At 65.4% G+C, this 13536-nt stretch carries 13 protein-coding genes; 9 read left to right on the forward strand and 4 right to left on the reverse strand.

The genetic code is table 11. The features are described 5' to 3' along the window. Nucleotides 1-146: 146 nt before the first annotated feature. Nucleotides 147-1031, forward strand: a complete 885-nt coding sequence (locus EXZ48_RS23800) for a MurR/RpiR family transcriptional regulator (protein WP_245462339.1) — start codon at nucleotides 147-149, stop codon at nucleotides 1029-1031. 22 nt (nucleotides 1032-1053) lie between these two features. Here EXZ48_RS23800 and EXZ48_RS23805 read toward each other — a convergent pair whose 3' ends face one another. The 4 genes from EXZ48_RS23805 to EXZ48_RS23820 all read right to left on the reverse strand — a co-directional run bounded on the left by EXZ48_RS23805 (nucleotide 1054) and on the right by EXZ48_RS23820 (nucleotide 4203). Further along, nucleotides 1054-1845, reverse strand: a complete 792-nt coding sequence (locus EXZ48_RS23805) for an ABC transporter ATP-binding protein (protein ID WP_023514860.1) — start codon at nucleotides 1843-1845, stop codon at nucleotides 1054-1056. Then, nucleotides 1838-2563 (reverse strand): ABC transporter permease, encoded by a 726-nt coding sequence (locus EXZ48_RS23810; RefSeq protein WP_130518769.1) that lies wholly within the window; start codon nucleotides 2561-2563, stop codon nucleotides 1838-1840. The genes EXZ48_RS23805 and EXZ48_RS23810 overlap by 8 nt, the downstream gene beginning before the upstream one ends. Further along, on the reverse strand, nucleotides 2563-3282 hold the full coding sequence (locus EXZ48_RS23815) for an ABC transporter permease (RefSeq protein ID WP_130518770.1): 720 nt from the start codon (nucleotides 3280-3282) through the stop codon (nucleotides 2563-2565). The genes EXZ48_RS23810 and EXZ48_RS23815 overlap by 1 nt, the downstream gene beginning before the upstream one ends. Before the next feature lie 276 nt (nucleotides 3283-3558). Further along, nucleotides 3559-4203: a flavin reductase family protein gene (locus EXZ48_RS23820; protein ID WP_130518771.1), complete on the reverse strand. Its 645-nt coding sequence runs from the start codon at nucleotides 4201-4203 to the stop codon at nucleotides 3559-3561. 285 nt (nucleotides 4204-4488) lie between these two features. Between EXZ48_RS23820 and EXZ48_RS23825 the strand changes: the two genes are divergently transcribed. The 8 genes from EXZ48_RS23825 (at nucleotide 4489) to EXZ48_RS23860 (ending at nucleotide 13189) form a co-directional block, all read left to right on the forward strand. After that, nucleotides 4489-5193 carry a GntR family transcriptional regulator gene (locus EXZ48_RS23825; protein WP_023514937.1) on the forward strand — a complete coding sequence of 235 codons (705 nt, stop codon included), beginning with the start codon at nucleotides 4489-4491 and terminating at the stop codon, nucleotides 5191-5193. A 182-nt stretch (nucleotides 5194-5375) separates the two neighbouring features. Further along, nucleotides 5376-6512: a transporter substrate-binding protein gene (locus EXZ48_RS23830; RefSeq protein WP_050745788.1), complete on the forward strand. Its 1137-nt coding sequence runs from the start codon at nucleotides 5376-5378 to the stop codon at nucleotides 6510-6512. Further along, nucleotides 6509-7093 carry an ANTAR domain-containing response regulator gene (locus EXZ48_RS23835; protein ID WP_130518772.1) on the forward strand — a complete coding sequence of 195 codons (585 nt, stop codon included), beginning with the start codon at nucleotides 6509-6511 and terminating at the stop codon, nucleotides 7091-7093. The genes EXZ48_RS23830 and EXZ48_RS23835 overlap by 4 nt, the downstream gene beginning before the upstream one ends. Beyond that, complete coding sequence (locus EXZ48_RS23840; protein ID WP_023514940.1) at nucleotides 7093-7941, forward strand: ABC transporter permease; 849 nt, start codon at nucleotides 7093-7095, stop codon at nucleotides 7939-7941. The genes EXZ48_RS23835 and EXZ48_RS23840 overlap by 1 nt, the downstream gene beginning before the upstream one ends. Next, nucleotides 7941-8861, forward strand: a complete 921-nt coding sequence (locus EXZ48_RS23845) for an ABC transporter permease (RefSeq protein WP_050745786.1) — start codon at nucleotides 7941-7943, stop codon at nucleotides 8859-8861. Before EXZ48_RS23840 ends, EXZ48_RS23845 begins: the two co-directional genes overlap by 1 nt. 21 nt (nucleotides 8862-8882) lie before the next feature. Beyond that, complete coding sequence (locus tag EXZ48_RS23850) at nucleotides 8883-10499, forward strand: ABC transporter substrate-binding protein (protein ID WP_130518773.1); 1617 nt, start codon at nucleotides 8883-8885, stop codon at nucleotides 10497-10499. Nucleotides 10500-10571: 72 nt separating this feature from the next. Then, nucleotides 10572-11516: an acetamidase/formamidase family protein gene (locus EXZ48_RS23855; RefSeq protein ID WP_050745784.1), complete on the forward strand. Its 945-nt coding sequence runs from the start codon at nucleotides 10572-10574 to the stop codon at nucleotides 11514-11516. Continuing rightward, a complete protein-coding gene (locus EXZ48_RS23860; protein WP_050745783.1) occupies nucleotides 11513-13189 on the forward strand; it encodes an ABC transporter ATP-binding protein in 1677 nt (558 codons plus the stop codon). Before EXZ48_RS23855 ends, EXZ48_RS23860 begins: the two co-directional genes overlap by 4 nt. Nucleotides 13190-13536 lie beyond the last annotated feature (347 nt).

Below are 13536 nucleotides of genomic sequence, written 5' to 3' on the forward strand. Positions count from 1 at the left end.
TTAGTTTTCTGACTTCATTTCACTAAAAGTCAACTATATAACATTCCCGACACCGACCTCCTCCGACGGCCGCAGACCATGCTGGCGCCCGCCACGCGTCGTGCTATTCGGGGAACAGGCAGGCACGAAGGGCGGACAGGCGCGACATGCGGAACGAGAACTGGATGGACAACAGCTCGGTGCGGCAGCGGCTCACCACCGCACTGACGGAGGCGTCGGCCTCCGGCAAGGCGCTGGCGAACTTCATGCTGGCCAATATCAGCGACCTGCCCTTCGAGACCTCGCGCAGCGTCGCCGACAAGGTGGGCGTCAGCGAACTGACCGTCGGCCGCTTCTGCCGCTCGATCGGCTATGACGGGTTCAAGGACCTCAAGGAGCGGCTGAAGGACGACATCAGCGACAGCCCCTGGCTCATCGGCGACCGGTTGCGCGACCTGCAACAGAAGAGCGCCAGCGACGACGCGCTCGCCCGCAGCCTCGAGCTTGCGGTCGCTTCGGTCGTTCGCGTCTATGAACATGCCCATACGGAGGCCTGGAACCGGGCGGCCAAGCGCATCGCGGAGGCCGACCGGGTGTTCGTCGCCGGCTTCCAGACCGAACGGGGCCTTGCCGAATCTTTCGTGCACATGCTTCGCTACCTGCGCGACGAGGTGCAACTGGTCGACATTGCCGGCGGCAACTTCGCCGAGGTGCTGCTGACGGACCCCGCCGGCTGCACGCTGGTGCTGATCGATGTGCGACGCTATTCCCGACAGTCGCAATTGCTGGCCGCCAAGGCGGCCGAACGCGGCATGCCGATCACCATCGTCACTGACCTTTATTGCGACTGGGCGGCAAGCTACGGCGACGAGGTCTTTGCCGTTCCGACGGACCTCAATCTCTTCTGGGATGCGACCTCCGGCATGTGGACGCTGATGCAGCTCCTGCTCAACAGCGTCTTCGCGCACCGGGGCCCCGCGGTCGAGGAGCGGCTGAACAGCGTCGCCAGCCTCTACGAGAGCTTCGTCGGCTACAGCCGGGGCCCGAAATAGCGGCACCGCCGCCCTCGCTGCTCTAGCCATGGGACGAGATGAACTTGCGGAAGCGATCCGAGCGCGGCGCCGTGAAGACGTCTGCCGGATCGCCGTCCTCCTCGACCAGGCCCTGGTGCAGGAAGATGACGCGGTTGGAAACGTCGCGGGCAAAGGCCATTTCATGGGTGACGACGAGCATGGTGCGCCCCTCGTCCGCCAGCGCCCGCATGACGCGCAGCACCTCGCCGACCAATTCCGGATCGAGCGCCGAGGTCGGCTCGTCGAACAGCATGACCTTCGGCTTCATGGCGAGCGCCCGGGCGATCGCCGCGCGCTGCTGCTGACCGCCGGAAAGATGGCTCGGATAGAAGTCGCGCTTGTCGGCGATACCGACCTTGGCCAGCAGCTCCAGCGCCTCCTCGCGGCATTCCGCCTTCGGCCGCTTCTGCACATGGACCGGCGCTTCCATGACGTTTTCGAGGATCGTCATGTGGGACCAGAGATTGAAGCTCTGGAACACCATGGCGACATTCGTGCACAGGCGGCTCAGCTGCCTGAGATCGGCAGGCTGGCGGCCATGGCGACCGTCCTTCAGGCGGATCGCCTCCCCTGCGATGCGGATCTCGCCCTCGCTCGGCACTTCCAGCATGTTGATGCAGCGCAGCATGGTCGACTTGCCGGAACCGGACGAGCCGAGAACGGAGATGACTTCGCCTTCCCGCGCATCGAAGGAAATGCCCTTCAGCACTTCGAGCGCGCCAAAACTCTTGCGCAGGTTGCGGACGGAGACGGCCGGCGTGGTGGCGGCAGTGAGGGGCGCAGGTTCAAGCATGGTGCAACGCAGCTCCGGTAGACACGGTGGGGGCGGGGCGCAGATGGGTCGACAGCCACCATTCGATGAGCGCGACGAGACGCGTGATGGCAAAGTTCAGCGCGAGGTAGATGAGGCCCGCGACGACGAAGACTTCCACGGCCCGGTAGGACTGCGAGATGAGCTTTGCGGCAAGGCCCGTCACTTCCAGCATGGTGATGACGGAGGCGAGCGAGGTCGCCTTGACCATGAGGATGATCTCGCTGCCATAGGCCGGCAGCGCCTGGCGGATGGCGATGGGGAAGATGATGCGGCGATAGAGCAGGAAGCCCCACATGCCGCTTGCCCGCGCCGCCTCGACCTCCCGGTGCGGAACGGCCTGCAGGCCGCCACGCAGGATTTCCGAACCATAGGCCGCGGTGTTGAGGCTCAGCGCGAAAATGGCGCACCAATAGGGTTCACGGAAGAACACCCAGAGACCCCAGGCCTGCAGCGTCGGGCGGAACTGGCCGAGGCCGTAGTAGATGACGAACATCTGCACCAGCAGCGGCGTGCCGCGGAAAACGAAGACGTAGAACTGCGCGACCCAACCGACCGGGCGCCAGGATGACAGCCGCATCAACGTCAGGAGCACCGCAAGCAGCGCGCCGAAGGCCGTGGAGACGAGCGCCAGATTGAGCGTCAGCGGCACCCCGGAGAGAAGGTTGAGAAACGTTTCCGAGAGGAAAATGAAATCCATCACGCCCTCCTGACGCCGCGCAGGGCGCGGGCTTCCGCCTGGCGGAAGAGGTAGGAGGACACGGCGGTGATCACGAGATAGAGCACGGCGGCGGTGATGTAGAAGTCGAAGGGCCGGCGGGTGGAGCCGGCGGCGATCTGCGTCTGGCGCAGAAGCTCGACGAGACCGGTGACGGAAATCAGCGCCGATTCCTTCAGCACCAGCTGCCAGGTGTTGCCGAGGCCCGGAATGGCATAGCGCAGCACCTGGGGTACGATGATGCGGCGCAGCCGCAGCCCCGTTCGCATGCCGACCGACCGGGCGGCCTCCAGCTCGCCGCGGCTGATCGCATTGAACGCCCCGCGAAAGACCTCCGCCTGGTAGGCGCCGGAAACGACGCCGATGGCGAGGACGCCGGTCAGGAAGGCCGGCATGCCGATGAAGCCATCCGCGCCGAAGAGCTGCCCCACCACGCCGAGCGCGGCACTGCCACCGAAATAGAAGAGATAGATGACGAGGAGGTCGGGAATGCCACGCAACACGGTCGTATAGCCGTCGCCGAAGGCACGCAGCGCCCGGCTGCGGGACAGCTTTGCTCCGGCAACACCCGCACCGATGACGGAACCCGCAGCGAAGCCACCGGTGGCGACGGCCAAGGTCATGCCGGTCGCCATCAGCAAGGCGGCACCCCAGCCCTCCGGGCCGAAACCGACAAGGTCAAGGAAGGACGGCCCCTGCATCAGACACCTCCCCGGAGAGCGGACAAGCCGTCTCCGCCGGAGGCAATCAGCCACCGCTTTTCAATCATCGCTGTTCCTCCTCCAGCCCGCACTCCTCGCGGACCGGCCCGTTTGACAGGCCATGTCAGCTTTATAACGTATACAATTTTTCTGTCAATTAGCTGACAATGAGAGAATTGTATTTTCGTGTGCGCTCCTCGGTGGAAAAACAAAGCCCCGCGGGCCGGTGGGCTGGCGCGGGGCATAAAACACGGCTTCGAGGATCCGTCGGGCAGATCAGCCGAGCTTGGGCGTCAGCATCTCGAACCGGTCGCGAATGGTGGAGCAGGTGTCGCCGCCAAGGCGTGCAATGGCGTCGATGACGTTCGGATCGACATGCATGGCGCTGTCGACAGCGCCCTCCTGGTAATGCGCGAAAAGGATCTCCCCCATGATGATCTGGCGCGACTTTCCAAGCTCCAGCGTGACGTGACGGCGACATTCGAAAGCCGCTGGCGCCTCCTTGATCCAGGGCGCGGCGATGCGTTCGCCGGGCATGGCGGTCAGACCCGCTTCCTTCAATTCATCTATGCCGCGCGGATACTTAGTGCCGCAGACATGCATCGCCTCGGCAATGGCATGGGAGACGATGTTGACGGTGAAGACCTCCGTCATGCGGATGTTGTGGCCCGTGTCCTTGAACGACATGTCCGGGTTGTTCTCGACACCGATGGCAAGGATCGGCGGGTCGGCCGAAAGGCAATTGAAGAAGCTGAAGGGAGCGGCGTTGTAGTGGCCGTGTTCGTCGACGGTCGTCACCAGTGCGATAGGGCGCGGAATGATCGTACCGATCATCAGCTTGTAGCGCTCGCGCGCGCTGAGCGTGGTGAAGTCGAAGGCGGTCCTCTCGCCCTTCTCGATTTCGTTGCTGCGGGTATCCATCGGCGCTCCTCTCCGGCTTTCCTTCGCCCGGCGCCGAAGATGGCCAATTGCCCGCTTCAGTCACGCATGCGATAATTCCATTTAAAGGATGCAATTATTGTATGCAATATATCCGAACCTTGCATCTGCAAAAATCTCCTGCCGGAGACAATGACGGACCACACGCCACCACCTGCCAGCCCACTCAAGCGGGCAGGAGAGCCCGCGCCAAATGCAGCCCCGGTGGACAGGCCTGCCGTTTGTGTGCAATTTGCGCGCTACTTTTGCGATTCTGGAGACTGCCGCATGGCAAAGACAGTTGGCGATTCCGGCCGCGGTCGTTCGCAGGCCGTTCACCGGGCATTGAAGCGCGCCATTCTCGATCAGGCCCTTTCGCCCGGCGCCAAGCTGCCGGAGGACTCGATCGGCGAGCGGCTCGGCGTCAGCCGCACGCTCGTGCGCGAGGCACTGGTTCGCCTCAGCGAGGAAGGCCTCGTCGATCTCAGGCCGAACAAGGGCGCGACCGTGGCGCGGCCGACACTCGAGGAGGGCCGCAACCTGTTCCTGACGCGCGCCGCGCTGGAACGCCTCGTGGTCGAGACCCTTGCCGGCAAATTGACCCCGGACCAGATCGAGACGCTGTCTGCCCACATCCAGGCCGAGGACGCCGCCAAGAAGGAACACGCGACCTCGATCCGCCTGGCGGGCGAGTTCCACACCCTCCTGGCGCAGATGACGAACAATGCCAGCCTGATCCGCTACGTGAACGAACTCGTCGCCCGCAGCTCGCTGATCCTGGCGCTCTACGGTCGCCCGCATTCCTCCGACTGCGCCGTCTCCGAGCACCAGGAGCTGCTCGACAGCCTGATCGCCGGCAAGGCGGAGGTCGCCTCCAAGCTGATGACGCACCATCTCGATTCCATCACCACGCGCGCCCTGCTGCCGCGCGAGGACGACCGCAACATCAAGGACGTGCTCAGCGCCTACGCAGCCGCCGAAGGCCTCGCCTGACCCGCCCCCGCCGCGCACGGCGGGGTGCTTGACAAAGCCGGTTTCAGCGTATTTCAATCGTTTTCAATGCGCGGGCAGCTTTGTCCGCCTCTCTCACATGACCTCGTTCGTCGAAGGGCAACAGCGCCCACAGCGACCCGGCTTCCGGGATCATCGCTGTGGGCTTTTTGTATTGGTGGCCAATGGTAGACCGCGTGAAGATCGGCATCCTCTATTCGACCACCGGCCCCTATGGCTCGATGGGACGGGATGCCCGCGACGGCGCGGAATTCGCCTTCCATGACTACCGCCAGCGCGGCGGGAACCGTATCGAGCCCGCCTATTTCGATCCACGAGCAGACCTTGCCGCCTATCTGGAGGGCGCGCGCAGCCTGATCCGCGACGAAGGCTGCCGGCACATCATCGGCACCATCACCTCGACGGCGCGCAAGGAAGTCATCCCGCTCGTCGAGAAGCACGACGGCCTGCTCTGGTACATGTGTCCCTACGAGGGCTTCGAGGCCAACGAGAACGTCATCTATATCGGCGGCTGCCCGAACCAGCACCTCATCCCGCTCTTCGACTATCTGCTGCCCCGCCATGGCACGCGGCCCTATCTCGTCGGCGCCAACTATGTCTGGGGCTGGGAGATGAACCGGCTGGCGCGCGAGCTGATCCACAATGCCGGCGGCACGGTGCTCGGCGAACGCTACCTGCCGCTGGAGGAGACCGCCGTCGAACGCATTGTCGCCGACATCGCGGAAAAGCGGCCGAGCTTCGTGCTCAACAATCTCGTCGGCCCGTCCAGTTACGCGTTTCTTGCCGCCATGCGGGCGCTCGGCGCGCGCGACCCCGCCTTCCTGCCGGAGAACTGCCCCGTCGCGAGCTGCGACCTGCAGGAATGCGAACTGTCGGACATCGGCGCGGGCGTCGCCACCGGCCAGCTCTGCGCAGCCTCCTATTTCCACACGCTCGACACGGTCGACAACCATGCCTTCAAGGCGCGGCTGCGGGACTGGGGCGGCGGGGAGCGTATCGTCTCCAGCCTGTTCGCCAGCGCCTACACCGCCGTCAGCCTGTGCATCGCCGCGATCGAGGCGGCCGGCTCCGATGCCCCGGAGCGCGTGCGCGCCGAGGTGCTGGCCCGCGACTGGCCCTCGCTCTTCGGCGACATGCGGGTAGATGCGGCGACCAACCATGCGGCCCTGCCCTTCCTGCTCGGCCGCATCAACGATGGGCACGGCTTCGACGTCATCGCCGCCGCCCCGGCACTCGCCGCCGATCCCTATCTGACCGGCGCCACGACACGGCCCGCCCCGCGCCTGAGGATCGTGTCATGACGCTGAAGACCCCGAACTTTACCGGCTGGCGCGCCGTCATCCTCAGCGAGGCGGACGGCAACACGGATCGTCTGCGTCGCCAGCTCGGCCTGCTCGGCGTTTCGGTGACCGTGCAGTGGACGCCGCTTTCCACGGCCGATCTGCCGGATCTCGTGCTGATCGATGCCGACCGGGGCTGGGACGAGCTCTTGCCCTTCTCCGACGCCGCGCCGGCCTGCCCGGTCGTCGCGCTGCTCGGCTCGGAAGCGCCGGGCCGCATTGCCTGGGCGCTGCGCCACGGCGCCGGCGCGATCATCCCGAAACCGGTTTCCGCCTCGACCGTCTATCCCGCCATGGTGCTCGCCGTCTCTCTCCATGAAGAGCGTCTGGAGACGCGCCGCCGCATCGCCCATCTGGAGGAGCGGCTGAAACTGCGGCCTCTCGTCTTTGCCGCCGTCACGCGTCTTGCCGCCGAACGCCATATCGACGAGGAGCGTGCCTATGCGATCCTGCGCGACTGCGCCATGCGCCGCCGCCTGCCGATCGAACAGCTCGCCGCCTTCTTCCTCGGCGGCTCCGAATCCCTGCGCGAGGTCGGTTGATGCGGGTGCTGAAGGAACTGTGCCGCCAGCCCGCGGCGGTGTTCGGTCTTGTCATCGTTCTGGCCGTGGTCATCGCCGCCATCGCCGCGCCATGGCTGGCGCCCTATGCGCCTGACAACCAGATGTTCGAAGGCCTGACGATCGAGGGCGCGCCGATGCCGCCCGGCGGGGAATTCCTGCTCGGCACGGACACGCTTGGCCGCGACCTGCTCTCGCGCCTGCTCTACGGCGCCCGCACCTCGCTGATCATCGGCCTCGTCGCCAATGGCGTCGCCGTCACCATCGGCCTCTTCGTCGGCATCACGGCGGGTTACATGCGCGGCTGGGTCGGCGGCATCATGATGCGCTTCACCGACCTGATGATGGCCTTTCCCGCACTGCTGCTTGCTATCGTGCTTGCCGCCATCCTGAAACCGAGCCTGTGGATCGTCGCCATGGTCATCGCGCTCGTCAACTGGGTGCAGGTGGCACGCATCGTCTATACGGAGACGCGCGGGCTGGTGGAGCGCGACTTCATCATGGCCGAACGGGCGCTCGGCGCCGGCAACGCGCGCATCGTGCTCCGGCATGTGCTGCCACATCTCGTGCCGACCGCCATCGTCTGGGGCACGCTCGGCATCGCAACGACCGTACTCCTGGAAGCCACCCTCTCCTTCCTCGGCATTGGCGTGCAGCCGCCGGACCCCTCCTGGGGCAACATCATCTTCGAGAGCCAGAGCTATTTCCAGGCGGCGCCCTGGCTGGTCTTCTTCCCCGGCGCGGTCATCCTTCTGACGGCGCTCGCCTTCAACCTGGTGGGCGACGCGCTGCGCGACATCCTCGACCCGACCCAGCGAGGCCGCGGCTGATGGCAAAGCTTCTGGCAAAACGCCTCGTCCAGTCCTGCCTGATCCTGCTCGGCGTTGCCGCCATCACCTTCGTGCTGCTCTATGCGCTGCCGGCCGACCCTGCCCGCATGCTCGCCGGACGCAGCGCGACGGCGCAGACCGTGGAAAACATCCGCCGTGAACTCGGCCTCGACCAGCCGCTGCTGACCCAGTTCCTCAGCTATCTCGGCAATCTCGTCCAGGGCGATCTCGGCCGGTCCTATGCGCAAAAGACCGAGGTTGCCACGCTGATCGCCGCCCGTCTGCCGGCGACGCTGACGCTGATGGCGGCTGGCATCTTCGTCGAAGTGCTGCTCGGCCTCACCTTCGGCATCGTCGCTGCGCTGAACCGCGGCGGGGCGATCGACCGCTTCGTCATGGCCTCCGCCTTCGTCGGCGTTTCCGCCCCGCAATTCGTCGTCGCGCTGCTGCTACTCTACGTCTTTGCCGCAACGCTCGGCTGGTTCCCGATGAGCGGCTACGGCACGGCCGCCCATGTCGTGTTGCCGGCCATGACGCTCGGCATTCTCGGCGCCGGCTGGTATGCGCGCATGGCGCGCTCGGCGATGATCGATGTTCTCAACCAGGACTTCATCCGCACCGCCCGCGCCAAGGGGCTGTCCGGCCGGCGCGTGGTGCTGCGCCACGCCCTGCCCAACGCCATCCTGCCCGTCGTCGCGATGATCGGCATCGATATCGGCCAGTTCATGGGCGGGGTCGTGGTGGTCGAAGCGGTCTATGGCTGGCCGGGTATCGGCCAACTTGCCTGGCAGGCGATCCAGCAGGTCGACATTCCTATCATCATGGGCGTCACGCTCACCTCCGCCTTCGCCATCATCGTCGGCAATCTCGTCGCAGACCTCATCGCGCCGATGATCGATCCGCGTATCCGTTCGCATTGAAACCAAAAAGGGGAACGAAAAATGTTCAATCGCTGGTTACTGACAACGACAACGGCGACCGTGCTCGCCTTCTCCGCACTCTCGGCCAAGGCCGAAACGCCGGCGCAGGGCGGCGAGATCGTCGTCACCTACAAGGACGACATCACCACGCTCGACCCGCATATCGGCTATGACTGGGTCAACTGGTCGATGATCAAGAGCCTGTTCTCGCGCCTGATGGACTACGAGCCCGGCACCGCCAACCTCGTGCCCTCGCTTGCCGAGAGCTTCGAGGTCGCGCCCGACGGGCTCACCTATACGTTCAAGCTGCGCAAGGGCGTGAAGTTCACCAACGGCCGCGAGATCATCGCCTCGGACGTGAAATATTCCATCGAGCGCGCCGTCAACCCGAAGACGCAGGGCCCCGGCGCCGGTTTCTTCGGCGCGATCAAGGGTTTCGACGACCTGACGGGCGGCAAGGCCGAGGTGCTTTCGGGCGTGGAGACGCCTGACGATGCGACCGTCGTCTTCCGCCTCTCGCGGCCCGATGCGACCTTCCTGCACGTCATGGCGATCAACTTCGCCTCCGTCGTGCCGAAGGAAGCGGTGGACGCGGCGGCCGGCGACTTCGGCAAGAAGCCGGTCGGCTCCGGCGCGCTGGTGCTGAAGGACTGGACGATCGGCCAGAAGCTCGTCTTCGAACGCAACCCCGACTATTTCGTCAAGGACGTGCCGCATGTCGACAAGGTGACGATCGAAGTCGGCCAGGAGCCTCTCGTAGCGCTCCTGCGCCTGCAGAAGGGCGAGGTAGACATTGCCGGCGACGGCATTCCGCCGGCAAAGTTCCTGGAGATCAAGAACTCGCCCGATGGCGCGGCGATGATCGTCGACGGCGAACAACTGCACACCGGCTACATCACGCTCAACACCAAGGTAAAACCCTTCGACGACGTGAAGGTGCGCCAGGCCGTCAACATGGCGATCAACAAGGAGCGCATCACGCGCATTCTGAACGGCCGCGCAACGCCGGCCAATCAAATTCTGCCGCCGTTGATGCCGGGCTACGACAAGGCCTTCACCGGCTATGCCTTTGACGTGGAAAAGGCCAAGGCCCTGCTTGCCGAGGCCGGCCATCCCGATGGTTTCGAGACGGTGCTCTATTCCACCAACACCGACCCGCAGCCGCGCATCGCCCAGGCGATCCAGCAGGATCTCGCTGCCATCGGCATCAAGGCCGAGGTGCGGGCACTGGCGCAGGGCAACGTGATCGCCGCCGGCGGCACGGAGGGCGAAGCGCCGATGATCTGGTCCGGCGGCATGGGCTGGATCGCCGACTTCCCGGATCCGTCCAACTTCTACGGCCCGATCCTCGGCTGCTCGGGCGCCGTCTCCGGCGGCTGGAACTGGCCGTGGTACTGCAACGAGGCAATCGACAAGCGCGCCGCGGAGGCCGATGCCATGTCCGACCCGGCCAAGGCGGCGGAGCGCCAGGCAGCCTGGGGCAAAATCTTCACCGACATCATGGCGGATGCGCCCTGGGTGCCCGTCATCAACGAGCGTCGCGTCGTCGCCAAGTCGCTGCGCATGGGCGGGCCGGACAACATCTACATCGATCCGACGCGCGTCATCAATTACGACGCGATCTTCGTGAAGCCCTGAGCCTTCACCATCGGCTCTCCCCGCCCCCGCGGGGAGAGCTTTCAAGAACAACAAACGACCGGGAGGCCTTCCATGTGCGTTGCCTGCACCCACACCATCCACCGCGCGCAGCATAATTTCGGCTGGGACCGCGCCTTTCCGCCGGCGCTGACGGCCAGACCCGGCGAGACCATCCTCTTCGAATGCCTCGATTCCTCGGGCGGCCAGCTCGGCCGTGATTCGACGCTGGAGACGCTTGCCGCGCTCGATTTCGGCAAGGTGAACCCCGTCTCCGGCCCGGTCTATGTGGAAGGCGCGGAGCCCGGCGATGCGCTGAAGGTGACGATCCGCAAGTTCCATCCCTCCGGCCACGGCTGGACGGCGAACATTCCCGGCTTCGGCCTGCTCGCCGACCAGTTCAAGGACCCGGCGCTGCACATCTGGTCCTACGATACGGCAAGCATGGCGCCCTCCGCCTTCGGACCCGGCGGGCGCGTGCCGTTGAAGCCGTTCACCGGCACGATCGGCGTTGCGCCGGCCGAACCTGGCCTCCACTCCGTCGTGCCGCCGCGCCGTGTCGGCGGCAACATGGATATCCGCGACCTCACGGCGGGCGTGACGCTCTACCTGCCCGTCGAGGTCGAAGGCGCGCTGTTCTCCGTCGGCGATACCCATGCGGCGCAGGGCGATGGCGAGGTCTGCGGAACGGCGATCGAGAGCCAGATGAATGTCGAACTCACCCTCGACCTCGTGAAGGGCGCCAACCTCAAGACACCACGTTTCACGACGACCGAGCCCGTGACGCGCCATCTCGACGGCGCCGGCTACGAGGTCACGACCGGCATCGGCCCCGACCTGATGACGGGCGCCCGCGAGGCGCTGATGCGCATGATCGACCTTCTCGTCGCCGAGCACGGCTACAGTCCCGTCGATGCCTATTTGCTCTGCTCGGTCTGCGGCGATCTCAGGATCAGCGAGATTGTCGACATGCCGAACTGGGTCGTTTCCTTCTACTTCCCGAGGATCGTCTTCGCGTGACGTCGCATCAGGCCGCCCCGGTTCTCTCCGTCCGCAACCTCTCCGTCGATGCGCGCACGCCCGAAGGGCTGAAGCGCATCCTCGACGGCGTGAGCTTCGATCTTACCGCCGGCGAGACGCTCTGCCTTGCGGGGGAATCGGGGTCCGGCAAGTCCGTCACCTCGCTGGCCATCATGGGCCTTTTGCCGAAGGCTTCGCTGAAGGTATCGACCGGCGAAATCCGGCTGGAAGACCGCAACATCCTTGGCATTCCGCACCGGGCGCTGCGCAAGATCCGCGGTGGCGACATCGCGATGATCTTCCAGGAGCCGATGACCTCGCTGAACCCGGTGATGACCATCGGCGCCCAGATGGTGGAGGCGATCCGCGAGCATCGCGAGGATCTCTCCGAGGGAGCCGAAGCCATTGCCCGCGCAATGCTCGACGCCGTGCACATGAGCGAGGCGCCGCGCCGGCTGACGCAGTACCCGCACGAACTTTCCGGCGGCATGCGCCAGCGCGTGATGATCGCCATGGCGCTCTCCTGCCGGCCCAAGGTGCTGATCGCCGACGAGCCGACGACCGCACTCGACGTGACCGTGCAGGCGCAGATCCTCACGCTGATGCGCGAACTCCGGCGTGAATTCTCCACCTCCATCCTGATGATCACCCACGACATGGGTGTGGTCGCGGAAATGGCGGACCGGGTGGCGATCATGCAGCAGGGCAGGATCGTCGAGGCCGGCGATGCGCTCGACATCTTCGCGCGGCCGGCCGAACCCTATACGCGCCAACTGCTTGCCGCCGTTCCCCGCCTCGGCGCCCATGCCGGCACGGACGGACCGCCCCGCCTGACGGAAGCTGCGCCACCACCGGCGGAAAACCCAATCCTCGTCGTCAAGGATCTCAGCGTCACCTATGGCGCGCGCGCCGGATGGTTCAACCGGTCGCGCATCGCCCCCGCCACCGTCAGCGACATTTCCTTCGTCCTCAAGGCGGGCGAGACGCTCGGCCTTGTCGGCGAAAGCGGTTCGGGCAAGTCGACCACCGGCAAGGCCGTGCTCAACCTCATTCCCTTCGCGGGCAGCGTTTCGATCGATGGACACGAGACGCACGGCCTGAAGCCCGCCGCGATGCGCCCCGTGCGCCGCATCGCGCAGATGATCTTTCAAGACCCCTACGCCTCACTCGACCCGCGCATGACGGTCGGTGCGGCCATCGCCGAGCCACTGGTCATCCACGGCGTCGGCAATGCCTCCGAACGGCAGGACCGGGTGGCCGCCCTCCTGAAGCGCGTCGGCATGCCGCCGGATGCCGGCGGCCGCTATCCGCACGAGTTTTCCGGCGGCCAGCGCCAGCGCATCTGCATCGCCCGGGCGCTGGCGCTGGAGCCGAAGCTCATCGTCGCCGACGAGAGCGTCGCGGCGCTCGACGTTTCGGTCCGCGCCCGGGTGCTCGACCTGATGCTGGAACTGCAGGAGCAGATGGGCCTTGCCTATCTCTTCATCTCGCACGACATGGCGGTCATCGAGAAGATGTCGCACCATGTCGCGGTGATGCGCGGCGGGCGGATCGTCGAGATCGGCACACGCCGGCAGGTCTTCGAAAGCCCCGGCGACGACTACACACGCAACCTGATGGCTGCCGTACCGATCCCCGATCCGGCCCTTTATCGCGCGGCCCGGCACGCCTGAGGCCGGCGAGGACGCATTGAACCTGAAAGCGCGGCAAAGAGGCCTCGCTTGAAGATTTTGCTGGATGCCCCCTTCGTTCCGGACAAGAAAAATGCGCCGAAACCCACAATTTCGCGCAGCCGGACGTTGTAAAATCTCCCATCACCCGCACCGTCGCCCGACCCTTCCTGATTTCGCGCGCCTTTGCATGCTCTAGGCACAGCGCCGACTGCTCACACCCTTCGACAATAGCTGTTGCAGCGTCATGTCGACGGGGATTCTGGATGAGTAATACCAACGAGCATTGATCATGACCTGTGTGCCCAGTCTCGTAGGCCGATGGACATAATCTTCCAAGGTTGATCGAT

The organism is Shinella sp. JR1-6, from assembly GCF_004284735.1.
Lineage (GTDB): Bacteria > Pseudomonadota > Alphaproteobacteria > Rhizobiales > Rhizobiaceae > Shinella.

Excerpts from the sequence above, each read along its gene's own strand:
- EXZ48_RS23800 (WP_245462339.1), top strand. The coding sequence starts at position 147 with ATGCGGAACGAGAACTGGATGGACAACAGCTCGGTGCGGCAGCGGCTC.
- EXZ48_RS23805 (WP_023514860.1), bottom strand. The coding sequence starts at position 1,845 with ATGCTTGAACCTGCGCCCCTCACTGCCGCCACCACGCCGGCCGTCTCC.
- EXZ48_RS23810 (WP_130518769.1), bottom strand. The coding sequence starts at position 2,563 with ATGGATTTCATTTTCCTCTCGGAAACGTTTCTCAACCTTCTCTCCGGG.
- EXZ48_RS23815 (WP_130518770.1), bottom strand. The coding sequence starts at position 3,282 with ATGCAGGGGCCGTCCTTCCTTGACCTTGTCGGTTTCGGCCCGGAGGGC.
- EXZ48_RS23820 (WP_130518771.1), bottom strand. The coding sequence starts at position 4,203 with ATGGATACCCGCAGCAACGAAATCGAGAAGGGCGAGAGGACCGCCTTC.
- EXZ48_RS23825 (WP_023514937.1), top strand. The coding sequence starts at position 4,489 with ATGGCAAAGACAGTTGGCGATTCCGGCCGCGGTCGTTCGCAGGCCGTT.
- EXZ48_RS23830 (WP_050745788.1), top strand. The coding sequence starts at position 5,376 with ATGGTAGACCGCGTGAAGATCGGCATCCTCTATTCGACCACCGGCCCC.
- EXZ48_RS23835 (WP_130518772.1), top strand. The coding sequence starts at position 6,509 with ATGACGCTGAAGACCCCGAACTTTACCGGCTGGCGCGCCGTCATCCTC.
- EXZ48_RS23840 (WP_023514940.1), top strand. The coding sequence starts at position 7,093 with ATGCGGGTGCTGAAGGAACTGTGCCGCCAGCCCGCGGCGGTGTTCGGT.
- EXZ48_RS23845 (WP_050745786.1), top strand. The coding sequence starts at position 7,941 with ATGGCAAAGCTTCTGGCAAAACGCCTCGTCCAGTCCTGCCTGATCCTG.
- EXZ48_RS23850 (WP_130518773.1), top strand. The coding sequence starts at position 8,883 with ATGTTCAATCGCTGGTTACTGACAACGACAACGGCGACCGTGCTCGCC.
- EXZ48_RS23855 (WP_050745784.1), top strand. The coding sequence starts at position 10,572 with ATGTGCGTTGCCTGCACCCACACCATCCACCGCGCGCAGCATAATTTC.